At 71.5% G+C, this 22,828-nt stretch carries 19 protein-coding genes; 10 read left to right on the top strand and 9 right to left on the bottom strand.

Going from position 1 to position 22,828, the window contains the following annotated elements:
* Nucleotides 1–22 precede the first annotated feature (22 nt).
* The gene (locus ACFQQI_RS15485) at nt 23–1,462 is read right to left on the bottom strand and encodes a trimethylamine methyltransferase family protein (RefSeq protein WP_378565060.1); all 1,440 of its coding nucleotides are present in this window, start codon (nt 1,460–1,462) and stop codon (nt 23–25) included.
* A gap of 67 nt (nt 1,463–1,529) precedes the next feature.
* On the opposite strand from ACFQQI_RS15485, the gene ACFQQI_RS15480 reads away from it, so the two are divergent.
* The 5 genes from ACFQQI_RS15480 to ACFQQI_RS15460 all read left to right on the top strand — a co-directional run bounded on the left by ACFQQI_RS15480 (nt 1,530) and on the right by ACFQQI_RS15460 (nt 6,362).
* Nucleotides 1,530–2,309 (top strand): IclR family transcriptional regulator, encoded by a 780-nt coding sequence (locus tag ACFQQI_RS15480; protein WP_378565057.1) that lies wholly within the window; start codon nt 1,530–1,532, stop codon nt 2,307–2,309.
* A complete protein-coding gene (locus ACFQQI_RS15475; RefSeq protein ID WP_378565054.1) occupies nt 2,306–2,971 on the top strand; it encodes a corrinoid protein in 666 nt (221 codons plus the stop codon). Before ACFQQI_RS15480 ends, ACFQQI_RS15475 begins: the two co-directional genes overlap by 4 nt.
* Nucleotides 2,968–3,837 (top strand): dihydropteroate synthase, encoded by an 870-nt coding sequence (locus ACFQQI_RS15470; protein WP_378565050.1) that lies wholly within the window; start codon nt 2,968–2,970, stop codon nt 3,835–3,837. The genes ACFQQI_RS15475 and ACFQQI_RS15470 overlap by 4 nt, the downstream gene beginning before the upstream one ends.
* Before the next feature lie 7 nt (nt 3,838–3,844).
* Nucleotides 3,845–5,782, top strand: a complete 1,938-nt coding sequence (locus ACFQQI_RS15465) for an ASKHA domain-containing protein (protein WP_378565048.1) — start codon at nt 3,845–3,847, stop codon at nt 5,780–5,782.
* Nucleotides 5,783–5,861: 79 nt separating this feature from the next.
* Complete coding sequence (locus ACFQQI_RS15460) at nt 5,862–6,362, top strand: DUF1638 domain-containing protein (RefSeq protein ID WP_378565045.1); 501 nt, start codon at nt 5,862–5,864, stop codon at nt 6,360–6,362.
* Here ACFQQI_RS15460 and ACFQQI_RS15455 read toward each other — a convergent pair.
* Nucleotides 6,359–7,207 (bottom strand): methylenetetrahydrofolate reductase, encoded by an 849-nt coding sequence (locus ACFQQI_RS15455; RefSeq protein WP_378565040.1) that lies wholly within the window; start codon nt 7,205–7,207, stop codon nt 6,359–6,361. The genes ACFQQI_RS15460 and ACFQQI_RS15455 overlap by 4 nt on opposite strands.
* A 39-nt stretch (nt 7,208–7,246) precedes the next feature.
* Nucleotides 7,247–8,653 carry an MFS transporter gene (locus ACFQQI_RS15450; protein ID WP_378565037.1) on the bottom strand — a complete coding sequence of 469 codons (1,407 nt, stop codon included), beginning with the start codon at nt 8,651–8,653 and terminating at the stop codon, nt 7,247–7,249.
* A 66-nt stretch (nt 8,654–8,719) separates the two neighbouring features.
* On the opposite strand from ACFQQI_RS15450, the gene ACFQQI_RS15445 reads away from it, so the two are divergent.
* Nucleotides 8,720–9,580 (top strand): GTP-binding protein LepA, encoded by an 861-nt coding sequence (locus tag ACFQQI_RS15445; protein WP_378565033.1) that lies wholly within the window; start codon nt 8,720–8,722, stop codon nt 9,578–9,580.
* On the opposite strand, the gene ACFQQI_RS15440 is transcribed toward ACFQQI_RS15445, so the two are convergent.
* Genes ACFQQI_RS15440 through ACFQQI_RS15425 form a run of 4 tightly spaced genes read right to left on the bottom strand, consistent with a single transcriptional unit; the run spans nt 9,577 to nt 13,790 of the window.
* Nucleotides 9,577–10,674 (bottom strand): ROK family protein, encoded by a 1,098-nt coding sequence (locus tag ACFQQI_RS15440; protein WP_378565030.1) that lies wholly within the window; start codon nt 10,672–10,674, stop codon nt 9,577–9,579. The genes ACFQQI_RS15445 and ACFQQI_RS15440 overlap by 4 nt on opposite strands.
* Before the next feature lie 20 nt (nt 10,675–10,694).
* Nucleotides 10,695–11,549, bottom strand: coding sequence for a carbohydrate ABC transporter permease (locus ACFQQI_RS15435; protein WP_378565027.1), 855 nt, complete (start codon nt 11,547–11,549; stop codon nt 10,695–10,697).
* Nucleotides 11,546–12,463 (bottom strand): carbohydrate ABC transporter permease, encoded by a 918-nt coding sequence (locus tag ACFQQI_RS15430; RefSeq protein ID WP_378565024.1) that lies wholly within the window; start codon nt 12,461–12,463, stop codon nt 11,546–11,548. Before ACFQQI_RS15430 ends, ACFQQI_RS15435 begins: the two co-directional genes overlap by 4 nt.
* Nucleotides 12,456–13,790 carry an ABC transporter substrate-binding protein gene (locus ACFQQI_RS15425; protein ID WP_378565021.1) on the bottom strand — a complete coding sequence of 445 codons (1,335 nt, stop codon included), beginning with the start codon at nt 13,788–13,790 and terminating at the stop codon, nt 12,456–12,458. The genes ACFQQI_RS15430 and ACFQQI_RS15425 overlap by 8 nt, the downstream gene beginning before the upstream one ends.
* A 91-nt stretch (nt 13,791–13,881) precedes the next feature.
* Between ACFQQI_RS15425 and ACFQQI_RS15420 the strand changes: the two genes are divergently transcribed.
* Genes ACFQQI_RS15420 through ACFQQI_RS15405 form a run of 4 tightly spaced genes read left to right on the top strand, consistent with a single transcriptional unit; the run spans nt 13,882 to nt 20,694 of the window.
* The gene (locus ACFQQI_RS15420; protein WP_378565018.1) at nt 13,882–15,873 is read left to right on the top strand and encodes a beta-galactosidase; all 1,992 of its coding nucleotides are present in this window, start codon (nt 13,882–13,884) and stop codon (nt 15,871–15,873) included.
* Nucleotides 15,870–17,981 (top strand): alpha-galactosidase, encoded by a 2,112-nt coding sequence (locus ACFQQI_RS15415; protein WP_378565015.1) that lies wholly within the window; start codon nt 15,870–15,872, stop codon nt 17,979–17,981. Before ACFQQI_RS15420 ends, ACFQQI_RS15415 begins: the two co-directional genes overlap by 4 nt.
* 10 nt (nt 17,982–17,991) lie before the next feature.
* Complete coding sequence (locus ACFQQI_RS15410) at nt 17,992–18,894, top strand: Ig-like domain-containing protein (RefSeq protein WP_378565012.1); 903 nt, start codon at nt 17,992–17,994, stop codon at nt 18,892–18,894.
* A 45-nt stretch (nt 18,895–18,939) separates the two neighbouring features.
* On the top strand, nt 18,940–20,694 hold the full coding sequence (locus tag ACFQQI_RS15405; protein ID WP_378565009.1) for an ATP-binding protein: 1,755 nt from the start codon (nt 18,940–18,942) through the stop codon (nt 20,692–20,694).
* Between the two features lie 6 nt (nt 20,695–20,700).
* Here ACFQQI_RS15405 and ACFQQI_RS15400 read toward each other — a convergent pair whose 3' ends face one another.
* Nucleotides 20,701–21,270: a TetR family transcriptional regulator gene (locus ACFQQI_RS15400; RefSeq protein WP_378565006.1), complete on the bottom strand. Its 570-nt coding sequence runs from the start codon at nt 21,268–21,270 to the stop codon at nt 20,701–20,703.
* 30 nt (nt 21,271–21,300) lie between these two features.
* Nucleotides 21,301–22,746, bottom strand: a complete 1,446-nt coding sequence (locus tag ACFQQI_RS15395; RefSeq protein WP_378565004.1) for a fatty acid desaturase — start codon at nt 22,744–22,746, stop codon at nt 21,301–21,303.
* Between the last annotated feature and the right edge of the window lie 82 nt (nt 22,747–22,828).

Genomic DNA, 22,828 nt, shown 5'->3' with positions numbered 1-22,828 from the left:
AGTCTAGCGACCTACTCCAGTATTAGTCACCCAGCTCCGCACGGCGCTTCACGACGTACTCCTCCAGCTCCTGGCGGATCGCGTCGTCGAGCGACGGGGGCTCGTACTCGGCGAGCTTCTGCTGGTAGATCTCGGCGGCGCGGGTGGCGGTGTCCTTGGCGCCGTTGCGCATCCAGCGCTCGTAGTTCTCCGACGAGGAGAGGAACGGGCGGTAGAAGCAGGTGCGGAAGCGTTCCATCGTGTGCATAGCCCCGAGGAAGTGTCCGCCGTGGCCGACCTCCTGGTGGGCGTCGAACGCGAGCGACGCCTCGTCGATCTCCAGCGGCGTGAACTCGTGCTGCAGCATCTCGACGAGCTGCGTGTCGATGACGAACTTCTCGTAGCCCGCCACGAGGCCGCCCTCGAGCCAGCCCGCGGAGTGCATCACGAAGTTGGCGCCGGCGAGGAACGTCGGCAGCAGCGTCATCAGCGCCTCGTAGCCGGCCTGCGCGTCGGGCACCTGCGACGAGGTGAGCCCGCCGCCGGTGCGGAACGGCAGGTTGAAGTGCCGCGCGATCTGCCCGGTGCACAGCAGGCCCATGCCGGACTCGGGCGTGCCGAACGTCGGCGACCCGGACTGCATGTCGATGTTGGAGAGGAACGAACCGAACACCACGGGACACCCCGGACGGATCAGCTGCGACAGCGCGATGCCCGAGAGCGCCTCGGCCATCTGCTGCACGAGGGCCGCCGGGATCGTGACCGGCGACATGGCGCCCATCAGGATGAACGGGGTGAGCACGACGGGCTGGTTGGCGGCGGAGTACTCGAACTGCGCCTCGAGCATCCGGTCGTCCCAGCGCAGCGGGGAGTTGCAGTTGATCAGGGAGATGAGCGCCGGCGTCTCCTCGATCGCCGCGCGCGAGCCGAAGAGGATCTCGGTCATCGCGATGGTGTCGCGGGCGTTGACGCCGGACACCACGTTGCCCATGTAGACCTTGTCGGTCAGCGTCTGCAGCGCGTACGTCATGTCGAGGTGCCGGCTGTCGAGCGGGGTGTCGTTGGGCTCGGTGACGACGCCGCCGGCCGAGTCGAGCGCGGCGAAGGACTGCGCGAGCCGGGCGAAGTTGCGGAAGTCGTCCATCGTGCCGTCGCGACGAACGTCGCCCTGGCGCACGAACGGAGGGCCGTAGACGGCGCCGAACGCCATCGCGTCGCCGCCGATGTGCACCGAGTGCTCGGGGTTGCGCGCCTGGAGGTCGAACTCGCGCGGCGCCTTCGCGACCTGCTCGAGCACGAAGTCGGGGTCGAGGAAGACGGTGTTGTCCTCGACCCGCTGGCCGGCCGCGGCGAAGAGGTCGCGCGCCCGCGCGTCCATGAACTCGACGCCGATCTCGCTCACCAGGCGCCGCCACCCGGCATCCAGCGTCGCCATCGCCTCCTCGGACAGCACTTCGTATCGCGGCATCTGGTTGCGGAACATCGGCCCTCCTGCCTAACCTCATGATGTGGGACCACAGTTCCACAACATGGAACAGGACGGAAGCACCATGGCAGCGACGACGCGTGAGCCGAGCACCGGCACGCAGGCGGTCGACCGCGCCGCCGCACTGGTCTCGACCGTCGTGCGCGCCGACGAGCCGCTGAGCTTCGCCGACCTCCAGGAGTCCAGTGGCCTGGCCAAGTCCACGACCTCGCGGATGCTCGCCGCCCTCGAGCGCGGCGGCCTCCTCGAGCGCGACGACGACGGGTCGTACGTCGCCGGCAGCCTCTTCTGGCTGTACGCCGCGCGCCACGACCCGTGGGACGAGCTGGTCCGGCTGGCCCGCCCGGCGATGGAGCTGATCGGCGAGGAGACCTCCGAGACCGTGCACCTGTCGGTGACCCGGGGCGAGAGGGTCGTGCAGGTCGCCCAGGTCGACAGCCGCTACCTGCTCGGCACCCGCGACTGGACGGAGATCGAGGTGCCGGCGCACTGCTCCGCGCTCGGCAAGGTCTTCTACGCGTGGGGCACGCTGCCGCTGCCGGACGGCCCGCTCGAGCCGCTGACCGAGGCCACGATCACCCGGCCGGAGGCCCTGCGCAGCGACGGCGCCCGCGCCCGCAAGCGCGGGTGGACCGTCACCCACAACGAGCTCGAGGTCGGGCTGACCGGCATCGCCGTACCCGTCCGCGGTGTGCGCGGGGACGTCGTGGCTGCGCTCGGCGTCTCGGGGCCCACCCCACGACTCGAGGACCGCCTCGACGAGCTCGGGAAACACCTGTCGTCCCATGCCGAGGAGCTCTCCCAGCTGCTCCGCGGCCGAGCACCCAAGGAGGGTGTTGCATGACTCCTGACGAGATCCTGCAGGGCCTGTACGACGAGACCCTGGTCGGGAACGCGCCCCGTGTCCTCGAGCTCACCGAGGAGGGCCTGTCGCTCCAGATGGAGCCGCAGACCCTGCTGTTCGACGCGCTCATCCCCTCGCTCGAGGAGGTCGGCGCGCGGTTCGAGCGCGGCGACTTCTTCGTGCCCGAGATGCTGATCGCGGGCCGCGCGATGGCCGGCGCGATGGAGCGGCTGCGGCCGCTGCTCGCCGAGACCGGTGTCGAGACCGTCGGCAAGTTCCTCATGGGCACGGTCAAGGGCGACGTCCACGACATCGGCAAGAACCTCGTCAACATCATGCTCGAGGGCGCCGGCTTCGAGGTGATCGACCTCGGCGTGCAGGTGGCCCCGGAGAAGTTCGTGGCCGCGATCGAGGAGCACCAGCCCGACATCGTGGGGTTCTCGGCGTTCCTCACCACGACCATGCCGATGTTCAAGGCCAACATGAACGCGCTGGAGAAGGCCGGGCTCCGCGACTCCGTCGTCGTCATGGTCGGCGGTGCACCGGTGACGCAGGAGTACGCCGACGCGGTCGGCGCCGACGGGTACGCCGCCGACGCCTCCGCGACCGTCAAGCGGGCGAAGGCGCTGCTCGACGCGCGGCGCGCGAAGGTCCCCGCATGAGCGCCCTCCACACGGTCCTCCGGTCGGCCTCGAAGGAGGTCGTGATCGGCCACGACCGGCGCTTCTGCCTGATCGGCGAGCGGATCAACCCGACCGGCCGGCGGATCTTCCAGGAGCAGCTGCGCGCCGGCGACCTGTCGGCGATCGAGCGCGACGTCAAGGCCCAGGTCGAGGGCGGCGCCGACGTGCTCGACGTCAACATGGGCGTCCCGCTGACCGACGAGCCCGAGCTGCTCTCCCAGGCGATCCGGGTCGTGCAGTCGCTGACCGACCTGCCGATCTGCATCGACTCCTCGGTCGTCGAGGCGCTCGAAGCGGGGCTCTCGGTCTACGAGGGCCGGGCCCTGGTCAACTCGGTCACCGCCGAGGACGACCGGCTCGCCGCGATCCTGCCGCTCGTCAAGAAGCACGACGCCGCGGTCATCGCCCTGCCCAACGACCACGACGAGATCCCGATGGAGGCCGACAAGCGCCTCGAGCTGACGGCGAAGATCATCCGGGTCGCGACCGAGGAGTACGGCATCGCGAAGGCCGACATCGTGATCGACCCGCTCGCGATGCCGATCGGCGCCGACACCTCCACCGCCCTCGTGACGATGGAGACGATGCGCCGCATCCGCGACGAGCACGGCGTGAACATGACCTGCGGCGCCTCCAACACGTCCTTCGGCATGCCCGACCGGCACACCCTGGGCGCGGCCTGGCTGCCGATGGCGATGACCGCCGGTCTGACCAGCGCGATCATGGACACCCGCACACCGCAGATCGTCGACGCGGTCAAGGCGGCCGACGTCTTCCTGAACCACGACGAGTGGGGCATGGCGTGGATCGCCGCCCACCGGGCGAAGGCCGCCGCGACGGCGTGACCCGGCAATGAGCGACAAGCTCCCCGACGTCGACCTCGACGCCTTCCGGCGCGAGGGGCTGCTGCCGACCCCCGGCACCGAGGCGGTGCAGCACGACGGCACCGGCCGCGTCGAGCTGTCCTTCACCGTCCGCGACGCCGACCCCGAGCGGACCACCCAGCGGCAGGTCCGCGTGCCGCCCGGGGTCACCGTGTTCGACTCGGCGTCCTGGAACGGCATCGCCATCGACTCCACGTGCGGCGGCCACGGCACCTGCCACAAGTGCAAGGTCCTGGTCACGGGCCAGGCGCCGATCACCCGGCACGACGTCAGGACGTTCACGCGGGACCAGCTCGATGCCGGTTGGCGACTGGCGTGCCTGGTCAGCGCGACCCGCGACCTGGCCGTCGACGTACCCCCGCTGACCACGCGTCCCAAGGCGGCGACCGTCGGCGTCGGCCGGCAGGTGATCCTGCGCCCGGCGATCCAGAAGAGGTACGTCGAGCTCGACGAGCCCACCCTCGCCGACCAGCGCACCGACCTGGCCCGGCTGCTCGAGGCGATCGACGACCTCGAGCCGGCGCCGGACCTGCACGTGCTCCGACGGCTCCCGACGGTGCTGCGGCAGGCGGACTTCAAGGTGACCGCGGTCGTCGTCGACGAGGCGCTGGTCGACGTGGAGCCCGGCGACACCACGCGCACGGCGTACGCGATCGCCTTCGACCTGGGCACGACGACCGTCGTGGCGACGCTGCTCGACGTGTCCACCGGTACGCCGGTCGCGGTGGCGTCGATGCTCAACCGGCAGCAGCCCTTCGGCGGCGACGTGATCACGCGGATCAGCGCGACGATGCTGGACCCGGCCGCCCTCGGCCGACTGCAGGCGGCGGCCTGCGAGACCCTCGCGACGCTGGCCGCGCAGGTGTGCACCGAGGGCGGCGTCGAGCCGGCGCAGGTCTACGAGGTCGCGCTGGCCGGCAACGCGACGATGACGGCGCTCGCGCTGGGGATCGACCCGGAGCCGCTGGGTGTCGCGCCGTTCGTCATGTCGGCGGCCCAGCCGCCCGACCTGCTGGCCTCCGACCTGGGGCTCTCCCTGCACCCGCGCGCCCGGGTCACGCTCTTCCCGGCGCTCGGCGCGTACGTCGGCGGCGACATCGTCGCGGGCATGCTCGCCACCGGCATGGACCGCGACAAGCGCACGCGGCTCTTCATCGACGTCGGCACCAACTGCGAGATCGTCGTCAGCGACGGCGATCGGATCCTCTCCACCGCGGCGCCGGCCGGGCCGGCGTTCGAGGGCGGCGCCATCCGCTGCGGCATGCGCGCCGCCGACGGCGCCATCGAGGTGGTGAAGCTCGGGGAGACGGTCGAGCTCGGCGTGATCGGCGACGCCGAGCCCCGCGGCCTGTGCGGCTCCGGCCTCGTCGACGCGGTCGCCGAGCTGGTGAAGGTCGGGCTGCTCGACGCGTCGGGGCGGTACGTCGCCGACGAGGTCGCCAAGGAGGTCGCGCCGGCGCTCGCCGAACGGCTCACCCTGATCGGTCAGGAGCGGGTGTTCGTCCTGCACCGGCCCACGCCCGACGCCGAGCCCGAGGACTGCGTCGTGCTGTCCCAGCGCGACGTGCGGGAGCTGCAGTTCGCGAAGGCCGCGATCTCCACCGGGTGGACGCTGCTGCTGGAGGAGCTCGGGCTGGAGCACCGCGACGTGCAGCAGGTGCTGCTCGCGGGGTCGTTCGGCAGCTACCTCTCCGCGGCCTCGGCCGTCCGCATCGGACTGGTGCCGAAGCTGCCCGTGCTGCGCATCGTCGCGGCCGGCAACGTCGCCGGCGAGGGCGCGAAGATGGCGCTGCTCTCGGTGCGCGAGCGCGCGGGCGCGCGGGCGCTGCTGGAGGAGGTGACCTATGTCGAGCTCTCCGACCGCCCCGACTTCAACGACCTCTTCGTCGACCAGCTCGGCTTCTGAACGCGTCGCCCTCGTCGCCTGTGGTGCGATCGCCCAGCCCTGCAAGGAGATCGTCGATCGCCGCGGCTGGCCGGTCGACGTGCACCCCCTGCCGCCGCTGCTGCACAACCAGCCCCACCTGATCGCCGACGAGGTGCGCCGCCTGGCGACCTCGCTGCAGGCGTCGTACTCCTCCGTCGTCGTCGGGTACGCCGACTGCGGCACCTACGGCGCCCTCGACTCGGTCTGCGCGGAGCTCGCGCTGTCCCGACTGCCGGGCCTGCACTGCTACGACGTGTACGCCGGGGCGTCGCGCATCGAGCGGTTCTTCGACGAGCAGCCGGGCACCTACCTGCTCACCGACTTCCTGGTGCGGTCGTTCGCGCGCACCGTCGAGCAGGAGCTCGGCCTCGACCGGTGGCCCGAGCTGCGCGACGCCTACTTCGGCCACTACACCCGCGTCGTCTGGCTCGCCCAGCAGCCCGACGACGAGCTGCGCCGGCTGGCGGAGGAGGCCGCCGCCCGCATCGGGCTGCCGCTGACCGTCGTCGAGACCGGCGACTCACGTCTGGAGAAGGCGCTGGCGGAGCTGGTGGCCTAGGCCCGCAGCCGCCCCAGCAGGTCCTGCCGCCAGGCCTCGGTCTCGGCGATCTGGTTGAACGTGAAGACGTGCAGGCCCTCGACCAGGGCGGTCGGCTCCGCGAGCGTGGGCGCGCACTTCTCGAGGAACGTCTCGCCGGTGAAGCCACCGGGTGCGGCCAGGCGGGCGAAGGTGCCCTTGTGCTTGGCGAGGAAGCGGGTCGACTCGCCGACGCCGATCTTGGTCGCCATGGCCAGCAGCTTGGTGCGCTCGACCGGGCCCGGGATGCCGAGCAGGAGCGGCATCGTGACCCCCCGCTTGCGCAGCCGGTGCACCCAGTCGCGGATCACGCCGGGGTCGAAGGTCAGGTTGCTGACGACGTGGGTGGCGTAGCGACGCTTGTCCCACATCGACTGGACGGTGAGGTCGTCGTCGATCGTCGGGTGCGACTCGGGGTAGCCGGTGATCCCGACGTGGCTGAACGGCCGGCCGAGCGCCGCCAGGTCCTCCAGCAGCGACAGGGCATCGGGGTACTCACCCGCCGGGTCCGCGTCGCCGCCGGGCACGAAGATCCGCGAGATCCCCTTCCCCGTCAGGCGATCGGCGACCTCCGCCAGCTCGGTGCGGCCCGAGATCATCCGGGCCGCCAGGTGGGGCACGACGACGTACCCGTGCCCCGTCAGCCGCTCGGCGAGGTCGAGCGTCGCCTCGAGGCCCTTGCTCGGCGACGCGGTGACCGTGATGCCGACGTCCCGCGGGACGTGGTCGAGCACCTTCTGCTCCGTGCTCGCGGTGGGCAGCACCTCGTAGCGCGACTGCTCGAGCAGCCGGACGAGGGTCTGACGGTTCGAGGCCTTGTTGCGCATTGTGCAACTCGTTTCGTGATGCGCACCGACCCGAGAAGTCTAGCCCTCCGGACGCCGGATCGTCACCCACGAGATCAGACCACCCAGCGCGAGCAGCACGGCGCAGATGATCGTGGCGGAGTCGTACGCCGCGTCGAGGGCGACCGGGTCGGCGTACTCCTCCCCGCCGAGGCCGACGGCGACGGGCAGCGCGGCGACCGCGAGCAGGGAGCCGGCGCGGGCGACCGCGTTGTTGACCCCGCTCGCGATGCCGGCGTGCTCGTCCGCGGCCGCCGCGAGGACGGTCGCGGTGAGCGGCGCGACCATCAGGGCGAGGCCGAGGCCGAAGACGGTGAGCCCGGGCAGCACGTCGCGCCAGTAGTTCACGTCGTCGCCGACGCCGAGCAGCAGCAGCGTGCCGGCCGCCATCACGAGCGGGCCGACCGTCATCGGGATCCGCGGCCCGATGCGGGTCGCCAGCTCGCCGCCCTTCTTCGCCAGGAACAGCATGCAGACGGTGATCGGCAGGGTGGCGACGCCCGCCTCGAGGGCGGTGTAGCCGCTGACGGTCTGGAGCTGGAGCACGAGGAAGAAGAGCACCGCGCCGAGCGCGGCGTACACCACCAGCGTCATCGCGTTGGCGGCGCTGAAGGTGCGGTCGGCGAAGATCCCGAGCGGCAGCATCGGGTGGTCGCTGCGGCGCTCGTCGACGACGTACGCCGCGCCGGCGAGCACGGCGAGCACCACGGCCCAGGGCACCAACGGGCTGCCCCACTCGATCAGCGCGTAGGTGATGCCGGCGAGGAAGAGCGCCGCCAGCGCCGCGCCGAGCAGGTCGAAGCGCCGGGGCGCGTTCGGGTCCAGGGTCTCGGGGACCGCGCGCTGCGCGATCAGCACGGTCACGACCGCGAGCGGCAGGTTGATCAGGAAGATCCAGCGCCAGCTGGCGTAGTCGACCAGGCCGCCGCCGACGAACGGGCCGATCGCCGCAGCGATGCCCCCGAGCCCGGACCAGGCGCCGATCGCGGGGGCGCGGTCCTGACGGACGAACGCGCCCTGGATCATCGCGAGGCTCCCCGGCGTCAGCAGGGCGGCGCCGCAGCCCTGCAGCACCCGCGCGGCGATCAGCACCTCCGCCGTCGGGGCGAGGCCGCACAGCAGCGACGCCGCCGCGAACCAGACGGTGCCGACCACGAACATCCGGCGGCGGCCGAACCGGTCCCCCAGCGACCCGCCGAGCAGGATGAAGCTCGAGAGCGAGAGCAGGTAGCCGTTCGAGATCCACTGCAGCTGGGCGAGAGAGGCGTCGAGGTCGTCGCCGATCGTGCGCAGCGCGACGTTGACGACGGTGCCGTCGAGCATGGTCATGCCCGAGCCGAGGACGGCGGCCGTGACGACGGCCCGCCCCGTCGCCGTACCGAGGCGGACCTCACCTGAACCCGGCGCCAATCCGGGAGGAACTGTCACAACGAAGAAGGTATATCGGGGAAAACCCCGATGAAGGTGTCGGTCGCTGTTCCTAGGATTCTTGCCATGTCGCGTGTTTCCCTCACCGAGGCCCGGCTCGCGGAGCACGTCGACCGGCTCGGTCACGAGCATCCGCCGATCGACCTCGCGACCGTGGACTACGCCGTACGCCGTCCGCAGCAGCTCAACGAGCGCTACGGCCACGTGCTCGACTACATGGCGCGGGTGGAGCTCGAGGTCGACCGCAACGTCCTCGAGCTCACGACGCTGCTCCCCGACCCGCCGGAGATCGACCGGCGCTTCTACGCCGAGGTGTGGCAGCCCCAGGAGACGCGGCACGGGCTGATCCTCGACCAGCTGCAGGTGCACCTCGGCCGCCCGCCCGCCGAGACCGACCTGACCTCGATCGGCGTCAAGATGCGGATCCTCGGGGCGCTCGCGCACCTCGACGCCTTCCAGGACGTGTGCCGGATGCTCTACTACCTGACCGGCATGGCGACCGAGCGCTCGGCCGTGCTCGCCTACAACCTGCTGCACGAGGGCGTGCGAGACCTGGGCGAGGACGCCGTCGCGCGCACGGTCATCGCGCCGATCAAGCGCCAGGAGCCGGGCCACTACGCGTTCTACCAGCTGTCGGCCCGCGGCCTCTGGGCCCAGCTCTCCGGGTGGCAGCGGTGGATGGTGCGCCGGATGCGCAGCCTGTCGTTCGCACCGGTCGGCGCCAACGACGCCACGCAGGCGGCCGACTTCGGCGACCTGATGCGCAGCCTCGGCATCGACGGGCGGTCCGACGACTTCGCCGGGCAGATCTCCCGCGTCGAGCAGGAGCTGCTGTGGGCGCACCGGAGCGGGCTGCCGGTGCCGCCGTACGTCGCGAAGGCGTTCCGCGAGGCCGTCGAGCTCGCCGAGACGCGACGCGCCGGCTAGGCCGACGCGCGGAGGAACGCCTGCAGCGCGATGATCGCCGCCCCGTGGGCCCAGGCCTCGAAGGACAGCGGCCGGATGATCAGCTCGCAGTGGATCGCCTGGCCGTAGGCCTGCTCGACGAACCCGGCCCGCATCGGCTCGCGGATCAGGTCGAGCGCCACCAGGCCCTCGCCGGTCAGCACGACGCACTGCGGGCCGAACAGGTTGACGACGGAGGCGATGCCGCGCCCGACTGCGTGACCGGCGACCCGGAACACCTCGGCCACGGCCGCCTCGCTCCGGCCGAGATCCACGGCCTCCTCGAGGGTCGTCACCTCCGCGCCGGTGACGGCCGAGACGTCGCGCAGGATCGACGCCGTCGCGGCGACCGCGTCGAGGCAGCCGGTCGCACCGCAGTGGCAGGGTTGGTCGCCGGCGATCGGCAGGTGGCCGAGCTCGCCGGAGACACCGTGGACCCCGCTGACGACCTGGTCCTGCAGGGCGAGCGCGCAGCCGATCCCGGCGCCCACGGTCACCACGGCGAACGACGCCCGCCGGGCGCCCGCCCCGAACCACCGCTCGCCGGCGGCCAGGGCCCGCACGTCGTTCTCGACGATCACGGGGAGGCAGAGCCGCGCCTGCAGCAGGGGCGCGAGCCGGACGCCGTGCCAGCCGAGGAAGTGGGAGTAGGACACCAGCCCGTCGCCGTCCACGCCCCCGGAGATCCCGACGGCGACCTGCTTGAGTCGCTCCCCGTGCTCCGGCTGCGTGCAGAGTGCCGCGGTGATGCCGGAGACGGTGTCGACGACGGTGTCGACGTCGCGCGCGGTCAGCTCCCTCGCCAGGCTGCCGCGGACCCGGCCGGCGAGGTCGACCAGCACGCCGAGCACCTCGGAGCCGGTGACCTTCAGCCCCACGACGTACGCCGCGTCGCCGCAGACCTCGACGCGACTCGCGGGCCGCCCGAGTCCGCCGTTGAGCGAGGGGCCGTTCTCACGCACGTACCCGGCGGCGACGAGCGGGTTGACGACCTTCGTGACGGCAGCGGAGGTGAGCCCGGTGCGCCGCGCCAGGTCGGCACGCGACATCGGGCCCTCGGTCACGAGTGCCGTCATGACGGCGACCGCCCCGGGACTCACCCCTTCGTCGATCCCAGCGTCAGGCCGGCGACGAACTGCTTCTGCAGCACGAAGAACACCAGCAGCACCGGCAGCGCGATCACGACGGAGCCCGCCGACAGCAGGTTGTAGTCGACGAAGAACTGGCCGCGCAGGTTGTTCAGCGCGCTGGTGATCGGGAACTTGTCGCCCTGCCCGCCCAGCAGCACGGTCGCCCAGAAGAACTCGTTGTAGATCCACGTCGTCTGCAGCGTCGCGAGCGCCGCGAGCGCCGGCTTCACCAGGGGCATCGTCAGCTGCCAGTACTGCCGCCACACGCTCGCGCCGTCGACCTGCGCCTGCTCGTAGATCTCGTAGGGCAGCGTCTTCATGTAGTTGCTGAGCACGAAGGTGCAGAACCCGATCTGGAAGGCCACGTTGATGAAGATCAGCCCCCAGTAGCTGCCGAGCAGCTGACCGGTGTCGCTCATCACCATCGGCAGGGGCACCTCGCGGTAGATCCGGAAGACCGGCACCAGCAGCGCCTGCGGCGGCAGCAGGTTGGCGGCCAGGAAGAACGCGAGCATGGCGAGGTTGAAGCGGTAGCTGAAGCGCGCGAGCACGAACGCGGCGAGGGAGGACAGCAGGAGCGTGAGGATCACCGCCGGCACGGTGATGATCAGCGAGTTGACGAAGTACTTGCCGAGCTCGGCGTCGCGCCAGACCGTCTCGTAGTTGTCGAGCGTCCACCCGCCCCACGACAGGTAGCCGTGCAGCTGGGTGTAGGCGTAGTCGCGGAAGGAGTTCAGCACCGCCCAGAACAGCGGGAAGATCCACAGCAGCGCCAGTACGGCGAGGGCGGCGGTGGCGATGGCGCCTCGCATGCGGTTCATCGGTCGCGCTCCTCGCGGAACATCACGCGGAGGTAGAGCGCGATGAACACCGACGAGATCACCATCATGATCACCGCGAGTGCGGAGCCGAACCCGTAGCGGCTCGCCTCACCGATCACGTTCTGCGCCACCAGCGCGCCGATCAGCTCGAGGCCGTTGGTGCCGTGGTTGATCACCCAGACCAGGTCGAAGGCGCGGATCGACTCGATGACCACGATGACGACGACGATCATGTTGATCGGTCGCATCACCGGGAGGACCACCTGGAAGAACGTCTTGATCTCGCTCGCCCCGTCGATCGCGGCGGCCTCGCGCAGGGTCGAGTCGACGCCCTTCAGCCCGGCCAGGTAGATCAGCATGATGTAGCCGGTGTGCCGCCATCCGGTGGCGACCAGCGCCGCCCACAGGTTGATCGACGGGTCGCCGTACCAGTCGACGTCGGTGCCCAGCACCTGGTTGATCAGGCCCTGGTCGCGGGAGTACATCAGCTGCCAGATGAAGCCGGTCAGCGCCAGCGACAGCACGACCGGCATGTAGAACGCCGTCTGGTAGAACCGCCCGAACCGCAGGTTGCGGTCGAGCACCACCGCCAGGAAGATCCCGAGCAGCGTCGGGCCCACGAAGAGGAAGCCCAGCCAGATCAGGTTGTGCCGGACCGCCGGCCAGAAGGGCGGGTAGATCTGCGCGATGTCGCGGTAGTTCTGGGTGCCGACCCACTCGATCGTGTCGATGTCGCCGATGCCGTTCCACACCCCGAAGGACAGGATCACCGACAGCACCGCGGGGAACCACACCAGCGCCAGCACGACGGCGGCGGGGATCGCCAGCATCGCGATGACGACCGCCCGGTCGCGCCCGCCGAGGCGCCGCGTCGTACGACGACGGCGAAGGGGGCCGCCGCGGCGGTCAGCCACCGAAGATCGACACCTTCTGCTCCTGGATGCTCTTGGTGACACCGTCGATGTCGTCGGGGTCCTTCAGGAACTGCTGCAGCGACGGGATCATGACCGTCGAGGCGAAGTCCGAGCGCGTGTCGCGGTCGAGGAACTGGGCGATGTTGGTCGCCTGGCCCACGACCTCGGCCGACTTCTGCTGGAGAGCGGAGTAGACGCTGGTGTCCGCGCCGCTGTTGGCGGCGATCAGCGGCGTGTTGCCGTCGTTCGCGGCGTCGGCGGCCTCGGCGGTGCCGAGCCACTTCATCATCTCGATCGCGCCGTCCTGGTTCTTGCCGCCGGCGGCGACGCAGAAGCCGTCGATGGGCGCGTCCAGGGCGGTCGCGCCGATCGAGGAGTCGAGCTCGGGGAACGTGAAGAAGTCGAGGTCGTCCTCCTGGTCCGGGATGCCGTCGACGACGAACGTGCCGAGCAGGTACATGCCGCACTCGCCCTTGCCGAGCGAGGTGGCCGCCTCCTGCCAGGTCCGGCCCAGCGGGTCCTCCTGGTGGTAGGGCAGCAGGCCGCGCCAGGTGTCGAAGACCTGCTTGACCTCGCCGGAGTCCCAGGCCTCCTCGCCGGCCATCAGGCTCATGTGGAAGTCGAAGCCGTTGATGCGCATGTTGAGGATGTCGAAGGTGCCCATGGCGGGCCAGCCGTCCTTGTCGGCGAAGGCGAACGGCGTGAGGCCGTCGCCCTGCATCTGCTTCATCAGCGAGGTGAAGTCGTCGAACGTCGTCGGCGGCTCGTACCCGTTCTTCTCGAACGTCGACTTCAGGTAGAAGACCGCCCACGGGTAGTACTCCCGCGGCACGAAGTACTGCTTGCCGTCGCTCGCGGTCGACGCCTCCTTGAAGCTGTCGCTGATCCCGTCGATCGGCCAGACCTCGCTGACGTCGGAGATCAGGCCCGACTCGGCGAGCTGGTTCATCCGGAAGCCGGCGAACCAGGTGAACACGTCGTCGGGGCTGCCCTGGAGGTAGGTGTTGAGCTGCTCCTGGAAGGTGTTGTGGTCGACCGCGTTCATGTCGACCGTGACCCCGGACTTCTTGGCGTAGGCGTCCGCCATCGACGCCATGCGGTCGTACGCCGGCCCCGATCCCTTGGCCTCGTTGACGCCGAGCTTCACCGTGCTGCCCTCGCCGGTGCCGCCGCCGTCGTCACCTCCGCAGGCGCTCAGGAGCGTCGGCGCCCCGAGCACCGTCGCGCCCATCAGCGCCCCCTGGAGGAACCGGCGGCGGGTCGCCGCGGCGGTCACCATCGCGGACGAGGGGAGCTGCTGACCGAAGGGTGAGCCGGTCCGAGACATGACGACCTCCTGTTTGACAACAGTTAGTAGCAAGTGGACGAATAGTCCGCGTGACGACGGTCACATGTCAACCGGCTCGGGAGGTGCAGACGTGACGGATCCGGGCGCCCGCTGGCGACCGACGGCGATCGCGTACGGCGGTGACTACAACCCCGAGCAGTGGCCGGAGGAGGTCCACGAGGAGGACGTCCGGCTGATGAGGCAGGCCGGCGTCGACCTGGTGACCGTCGGCGTCTTCTCGTGGGCGCTGCTCGAGCGCCGCCCCGGCGAGTACGACTTCGGCTGGCTCGACCGCGTGCTGGACCGGCTCGGCGAGCACGACATCGGCGTCGACCTCGCCACCGCGACCGCGTCGCCCCCGCCGTGGCTCCCGCACCTGCACCCCGAGGTCCTCCCGCAGACCGCGGACGGCACCACGCTGTGGCCCGGGGGCCGGCAGGCGTTCTGCCCGAGCTCGCCGGTCTACCTCGAGCACGCGCTCCGGCTGTGCGGCGCCCTCGCCGAGAGGTACGCCGGGCACCCGGCACTGCGGATGTGGCACGTCGGCAACGAGCTGGGCAACCACAACGCCCACTGCTACTGCGACGTCAGCGCCGCGGCGTTCCGCACCTGGCTCACCGAGCGGTACGGCGACGTCGAGGAGCTCAACCGCGCCTGGGGCACCGCCTTCTGGTCCCAGCACTACGGCTCGTTCGACGAGGTGCTGCCGCCGCGAGCGGTCACGGCGCAGCCGAACCCCACGCAGCAGCTGGACTTCCACCGGTTCTCCTCCGACCAGCTGCTCGCCAACTTCGTCGCCGAGCGCGACCTCCTGCACGAGCTCTCGCCCGGCGTACCGGTCACCACCAACTTCATGGTCACCGAGCACGTGCGCGACATCGACTACTGCCGGTGGGCGCGGGAGGTCGACGTGGTCTCCAACGACCACTACGTGATGGCGGCCGACCCGGAGGGCTACCGGGAGCTGGCGTTCTGCTCCGACCTCACCCGCGGCCTCGCCGGCGGCGGACCCTGGCTGCTCATGGAGCAGTCGACGAGCGCGGTGAACTGGCAGCCGCGCAACGTCGCCAAGCAGCCGGGCGAGCTGCTGCGCAACAGCCTCCAGCACGTCGCCCGCGGCGCCGACGGCGTGCTGTTCTTCCAGTGGCGCGCGTCGCGGGCCGGTGCCGAGAAGTTCCACGCCGCGCTCGTGCCGCACGCCGGCACCGACTCGCGGATCTGGCGCGAGGTCGTCGAGCTCGGCCAGGTCCTCGACCGGCTCGGGGAGGTCGTCGGCTCCCACACCGACAACGACGTCGCGATCCTCTTCGACTACCAGTCGTGGTGGGCCAGCGAGCTGCCCTCGCACCCGAGCATCGACGTGACCTACCTCGACCGGGCCCACGCCCTGCACCGGGCGCTCACCGACCTGGGCGTCGGCGTCGACGTCGTCCATCCCGACACCGACCTGACCGGCTACCGGCTGGTCGTGGTGCCGACGCTCTACTCGGTCACCGACGCCGTCGCCGAGCGGCTCGACGCGGCGGTCCGCGCCGGCGCCACCGCGCTGGTCACCTACTTCAGCGCGGTCACCGACGAGCACGACCACGTCCGGCCGGGCGGCTACGGCAGCGCCTTCGCCGGGATGCTCGGCGTCCGCGTCGAGGAGTTCTACCCGCTGCGCGCCGGCGAGCGGGTGCGGCTGAGCGACGGCTCGGGCGCCGACGTGTGGACCGAGCGGCTGCACCTCGCCGGGGCGGCCGCGGTCACGACGTACGCCGACGGACCGGTCGCCGGCGTCCCGGCCGTCACCCGGCACGAGCACGGTGACGGCGTCGCGTGGTACGTCGCGACCCGGCTCGACCAGTCCGGCCTGGCGGCGCTCGCCGGCCGGGTCGTGGTCGAGGCCGGCGTCTCCCCGCTGGCCGCCGGCCATCCCGGGGTCGAGATCACGGAGCGCACTGACGGCGACCGGCGCTGGCTCTTCGTGGTCAACCACACCGACCAGGACGTCCCGGTCGCTGCCGAGGGCCACGACCTCGTGCGCGATGCGGAGTTCGACGGGCGGGTGCCGGCCCGCGGCGTCGCGGTGGTCCGCCGATGAGCGCCTGGCACCACCTCCGCGCGGGCGGCACCAGCGTCGTCCTGCGCCTCGACGACGATCGGCTGCCGGCCGTCGTGCACTGGGGCCCCGACCTCGGGGACCTGGACGCGTCGGACCTCGCCGGCGCGGTGGCCACGCCGTACATCGACTCCGTGGTGATGGCGCCCGCGTCGGTCTCGGTGCTGCCGCAGCACGCGGCGGGCTGGATCGGCCGACCCGGCCTGCTCGGCAGCCGCGGCGGCCGCGACTGGTCCCCGGCGTACGCGCACGTCGAGCACAGGGTGGACGGCAGCACGCTCACGAGCGTCGGCCACGACCCGGAGGGCGCGCTCGAGGTGATCGTCGTCCTCGAGGTGACGGAGCAGGGCCTGGTGCGGGTGCGCGCCGGCGTCCGCAACACCGGCGACGCGACGTACACGGTCGGCGGCGTGGAGCCCGCGCTCCCGGTGCCGGCGCAGGCCGCGGAGCTGCTCGACTTCACCGGCCGCCACAACGGCGAGCGGATCCCGCAGCGGCGACCGTTCGACGTCGGTCGCTGGACCCGCGAGGCCTGGGGCGGCCGCCCGGGCCACGACTCGGCGACGCTGTTGTGCGCCGGGGAGCCGGGCTTCCGCTTCCGGTCCGGCCGGGTCTGGGGCGTGCACCTCGCCGCCAGCGGCAACCAGGTGCTCAGCGCCGAGCGATCCTTCACCGGATGGCGCCTGCTGAGCGGTGGGGAGCTGCTGCTCCCGGGCGAGGTGCGACTGGCGGCCGGCGAGGAGTACCTCTCCCCGTGGCTCGCCGGATCCTGGGGCGAGGGCCTCGACGAGCTCTCCTCCCGGTTCCACCGCCACCTGCGGGCGCGACCGCAGCACCCGCGGACGCCCCGCAAGGCGCTGCTCAACACGTGGGAGGGCGTCTACTTCGACCACGACCTGCCGACGCTGCTCGAGCTCGCGGAGCGGGCCGCGCGGGTCGGCATCGAGCGGTTCGTGCTCGACGACGGCTGGTTCCGCGGCCGCACCGACGACCGCGCGGCCCTCGGGGACTGGTACGTCGACGACAAGCGCTGGCCCGACGGGCTGCACCCGCTCGTCGACCGGGTGCACGCGCTGGGGATGGACTTCGGGCTGTGGGTCGAGCCCGAGATGGTCAACCTCGACTCCGACCTGGCCCGCGACCACCCCGAGTGGCTGCTGCAGACCGCGCACGGCCCGGGGCCGGCGTCGCGGCACCAGCACGTGCTCGACCTCGGTCACGAGGACGCCTACGCCTACCTGCTCGAGCGGATCTCGGCGCTGGTGCGCGAGTACCGCATCGCCTACCTGAAGTGGGACCACAACCGCCCGCTGGTCGACGCCGGGCACGGCCCGGACTTCCGGCCCGGCGTGCACGTCCAGACCCGGCAGGTCCACCGGCTGATGGCGGCGCTCAGGGAGCGCCACCCCGGGCTGGAGATCGAGTCGTGCAGCTCCGGCGGCGGCCGGCTCGACCTCGGGATCCTCGAGCACACCGACCGGGTCTGGGTCTCCGACTGCATCGACGCCCACGAGCGGCACCGCCTGGTGCAGTGGACCGGGTTGCTGCTGCCGCCCGAGCTGATGGGGACCCACGTCGGCGGCAGCCCCGACCACACGACGGGACGCCGCCACTCGCTCGACTTCCGCGCGGCCACCGCGATCTGGGGGCACTTCGGCGTCGAGTGGGACCTCACGACGCTCGACGAGGACGAGCTCGAGCGGCTCGCGACCTGGGTGGCGTTCTACCGCGAGACGCGCGGACTGCTGCACGGCGGCGACGTCGTGCACGCCGACCTCGGTAACCCCGCGCTGCAGCTCGACGGCGTGGTGGCCCACGACGGGAGCGACGCGCTGTTCCGCCTCTCGGCGCTCGACCACAGTCCGACCTGGCCTCCCGGCCCCGTCACCCTGCCGGGGCTCGACCCGGACCGCTCGTACGCCGTCACCGCCCAGCCCCCGGCAGTCGCGGCGGTGACCCATGCCGGGGTCGGCCGGGTGGGGTGGGCCGACGGCGTTCGCCTCACCGGCCGTGCGCTCGGCACCATCGGGCTCCAGGCCCCGCTGGTGCGTGTCGACGAGAGTGTGCTGATCCGGGCGCGCGGCTTGTAGCCTCGCGGCCATGAGCCTCTGGGGGACGCGCCGCGTCGGCGCGGTCGCCGTCGCGGTGGCCTGCGTGCTGGGCACCCTCGGCCTCGCGGCCCCGGCGGACTCCGCGGTCCGGCTGGCCCGGAACGACACCTATCTCGGCGCCGAGGACACCGTCCTCCGGGTCAAGGCCGCGGGCGGCCTGCTCGCGAACGATCCCGTACGCCGGCACACGCGGCGGCTGAGCGTAGTCGAGCGGCCGGCCCACGGGCGGGTCGTCGTCACCCTTCGGGGCGGCTTCCGCTATCGCCCGGCCGCGAACTGGTCGGGCCGCGACGCCTTCCGCTACCGCGTGGTCGACCGGCGCGGCCGGAGCAGCGTCGCGGTGGCGCGCATCGACGTCCGCCCCGTCGACGACCCGACCGCCGTGCGCGACGACGCCACGACCGGCACCGAGGACACCGTCGTCACCGGCAACGTCCTCGCGAACGACGTCGACATCGACGGCGCCCCGCGGGTGCTGCAGCACAACGACGCCCGGGCCCCGGGGTCGTTCTCGATGCGGCCGGGCGGCGACTGGACCTACACGCCGGCGGTGGACTGGAGCGGTGTCGCGAGGGTCGGCTACGCCACCACCACCGGCGGGCTCGGCACGCTCACCATCACGGTTCGCCCCGTGGACGACCCGACGACGGTCGTCGACGACGTGGCGACGGTCATGCTGGGCGACACGGCCTCCGGCAACGTGCTCGACAACGACACCGACGTCGACAGCGTCCTGACCGTCATCGACGCAGTCATCGGCGACCCGAACCTGCGCATCGAGCCCGACGGGAGCTGGACCTACAACGCGGTCAGCGCGGCCGGAGCCAGCGCCGCCTACACCACCAACACCGGCGCCATCGGGCACCTGACCATCACGATCTCGATCCAGTAGCGCCGGACCCCTCATGATCCGGCCGCTGCGTGCCGATGAGCCTTCGTGCTGTCCACATCGTCCGGCCAGGGCTGGTGGCCCTCCTGGCTGCCGCGCGGCGGCTCCCTGCCCGACGCGGCCTGGGAGACCCGGCACCGCGCGGTGATGGTGCTGCTGTGGGGGCACGTCATCGCGCTCCCGCTCTACGCCCTCTACCAGGGCAACTCGCTCGGACACGCCTGGGTGGAGATGGCGCCGGTGCTGATCGCCGCCCTGCTGGCGGGACTCATGCCGATGAGGCGAGCGTTCCGGGCGTCCGTCGCGGCCGGTGGCCTCATGGTCTGCTCCGGCGTGATCGTGCACCTCTCGGGCGGGCTGGTCGAGGCACACTTCCACTTCTTCGTGATGATCCCGGTGATCGCGCTGTACGAGGCGTGGCCGCCGTTCACGCTGGGCGTGGTCTACGTGCTGGTCCACCACGGGCTGATGGGCACGGCCGATCCACGAGCGGTCTACAACCATCCGGCCGCCTGGGACCGGCCGTGGCTCTTCGCCGCCGTGCACGCGGCGTTCTTCGCCTGCGCGTCCGTCGCCTGCGTGGTCAACTGGTGGCTCCACGAGCGCGCCCGCGACGCGGCCCTGGCCCAGTCCCACCTGCTCGGTACGATCGTGGACTCGCTCCGTGAGGGCCTGCTGGTGCTCGACCCGCAGGAGCGGGTCCTGCTGCGCAACCCGGCCGGCACCGCCCTGTTGGGCGGCGCCGACAACGAGTCCCGGGGTGTCGTTCCGTCCGACGGGTTCGGGGTGTACGACCTCGACGGGGCGCCGGTCGACCGGCACGACCTGCCCCACTACCAGGCGCTGTCCGGCCAGCCCGCCCGCGACATCGACCTCGTGGTCCGCAACGCCCAGGTGCCGGAAGGCAGGGTGCTCAGCTTCTCGGCCATTCCACTGACGCCGGCGGAGGGCGACGGGCCCAGCGGCGTCGTGGTCGTCTTCCGCGACGTCACCCAGCAGCACCGGACCCGGGAGGCGTTGACAACGGCGCTCGCCACCGAGCAGGCGGCCGTCGAGCGGCTCCAGGAGCTCGAGCGGGTCAAGTCCGACTTCGTGGCGACCGTCAGCCATGAGCTGCGGACCCCGATCACCAGCATCATCGGCTACCTCGAGCTGCTGGCCGACGGCGCCGTCGGCGACCTCGACGACGCCCAGCTCACGCTCGTGGAGCGCGTCAGCCGCAACAGCAACCGCCTGCTGCTCCTGGTCGAGGACCTGCTGACCCTCTCGCAGATCGAGGCCTCGCGACTGGACATCAGGGCCGTGCCGACCGACCTGCGGGCCGTCGTGTCGGGCGCGCTCGACGCCGTCGCGTGGCAGCTCGACAACCGGTCGCTGGAGGTGGAGGTCGACCTGCCGGACCACCCGGTCCAGCAGGAGGTGGACCCGGCCGAGCTGGAGCGGATGCTCGCCAACCTGCTGACCAACGCCATCAAGTTCACCCCGGACGGCGGCCGCGTCGACGTCCGCCTGGCCGTCGACGCCCGCGAGGCCACCCTGGTGGTGTCGGACACCGGGCTGGGTATCCCAGAGTCCGAGCAGGGTCGGCTGTTCACCCGCTTCTTCCGCTCCTCGATCGCCACCGAGCAGGCCGTCCAGGGGACCGGCCTGGGACTGACGATCGTGCAGGCGATCGTGGCCCTGCACGGCGGCTTCATCGAGATCGAGTCGAGCACGGAGCGCGGCACGACCGTCACGGTCCACCTGCCGAACGGCAGTGCCACGGTCCCGGCGCCCACACACCTCGCCGCGGCGAGGAGCTAGGCCCCGTCAGGCTCGCAGCGCCCGCCCGGCCAGCCAGGCGATGCCGTCGGCCGTCTCGGCCGCCGACCCGGACGGCTGCATGACGTGGCTGAGCACGACCCGCACCACGACGTCGATGGCGACGTCGAGATCCCGGCCCCGGAGCGCCGGTTCGTACGGCGCGACGCGGTCGGTCACCACGGCCTTCGCCGCCGCCAGCAGCGACTCGGCGTGGGTGGTCAGCAGCGGCAGCAGCTCGGTGTCGGCGCCGTGGGTGGCCGACACGATCGCGTGCAGCAGCCGGTTGTCGCGGGCGAGCTCGAGCACGGCGTACGTCGCGGCGCGGATCGCGTCGACCAGGTCGTCGGGGTGCTCGTCGAAGGCCGCGCTGACGGCGGCCAGGAAGCGCTCTAGCTCGCGCAGGATCACCGCCTCGGCCAGGCCCTCCTTGGAGCCGAGCTCGTTGTAGACGGTCTGCCGGCTCACGCCGACCCGCTGCGCGAGCGCGCCCATCGTCACCGCGGACCAGCCGGACTCGGTGGTCATCGCGACGGCGGCCTCGACGATGCGCTCGCGCGTCGTCGGGGCCACAGTCATGACGGTCATCCTAGGAATCCTCCGCGTCGGTCAGGCCACGGCCTCGGTGAGCGGCACGAAGTCGACCTTCTCGCGCACGCCGCAGTCCGGGCAGCACCAGTCGTCGGGCACGTCGCGCCACGGCGTGCCGGCCGCGAAGCCCTCGAGCTCGTTGCCCTCCTCGACCCGGTAGGTGTAGCCGCAGCCGGGGCAGCGCGCGGCGAGCACCTCGTCCGCGACGGGGTTTCGAGACGGTTGCAGAGCAACCTCCTCAACCACCGCCGCGGCCGGGGGCGGGTACTCGGCCAGGATCTTCTCCCGCTTGCGCGGGCTGAGGTTGGCGCGGGACAGGTCGCCGTCGAAGTGGGCGAGCACGCGCGGGTCCATCACCCGGCGCCAGATGGCGGGGACGGCGGCGAGCACGATCATCCCGGCGTACCCCGTCGGCAGCACCGGCGACTCCTCGAAGTCGCGCAGCGACTGGTAGCGGCGCGTGGGGTTGGCGTGGTGGTCGCTGTGCCGCTGCAGGTGGTAGAGCAGCACGTTGGTCGCGATGTTGTTGGAGTTCCAGGAGTGCGAGGGGTCGACCCGCTCGTAGCGCTGCCGGTCGCCGGTGCCGACCTTCTGGCGCAGCATCCCGTAGTGCTCCATGTAGTTGACGACCTCGAGCAGCGAGAGGCCGACGACCGCCTGGATCAGCAGGAAGGGCAGGATCTCGACGCCGAGCCACGCGACCATCGCGCCCCAGAGCACGAGCGACATCAGCCATGCGTTGAGCACGTCGTTGCCGATCCGGAAGGGGTGCTGCTTGCGGCGGGCGTAGCGGCGCTTCTCCAGGCGCCAGGCGGACTGCAGCGACCCGAGGACCGTGCGCGGCCAGAACTGGTAGAAGCTCTCGCCCACCCGCGAGCTCGCCGGGTCCTCCGGGGTCGCGACGCGCACGTGGTGGCCGCGGTTGTGCTCGATGTAGAAGTGCCCGTAGAAGCTCTGCGCGAGCGCGATCTTGGAGAGCCAGCGCTCGTTCTCCTCCCGCTTGTGGCCGAGCTCGTGGGCGGTGTTGATGCCGATGCCGCCGATGCAGCCGATCGACACGGCGAGGCCGACCTTGTCGACGACCGACAGGGTCTCGCCGCCGAAGCCGCCGTTGGCGATCAGCCACATCGCGCCGACGAAGCCGGCGTACTGGATCGGCAGGAAGAGGTAGGTGATCCACCGGTAGTAGCGGTCCTGCTCCAGCGCCTCGATCACGTCGTCGGGCGGGTTGGAGCGGTCGAGGCCCGCGATCAGGTCGATCGCCGGCACGACCACGAGGATCACGATGGGGCCGATCCAGAACCAGACGCCCCACCCGGTGAGCGCCCACATGCCGTAGCCGACGAACGCCAGCGACGGCACCACGAGGCCGATCAGCCACAGGTAGCGCTTCTTGTCCTTCCAGCCGTCGGTCGAGCCGACGGGGACGGTGCTGTTCGCGATCAGGTCCGGTGTCTCGGACATCTGCCTCGTCTCCTGAGATGGGGGTCACAAGTCCGCTTTACAACACCGTAGGGAATGTCAACCCACTTGACAAGACCTTCGC

This window comes from Nocardioides sp. GCM10030259 (assembly GCF_042666375.1).
In the GTDB taxonomy this organism is placed as follows: Bacteria; Actinomycetota; Actinomycetes; order Propionibacteriales; family Nocardioidaceae; genus Nocardioides.
This window is presented reverse-complemented; position numbering and strand designations above follow the sequence as displayed.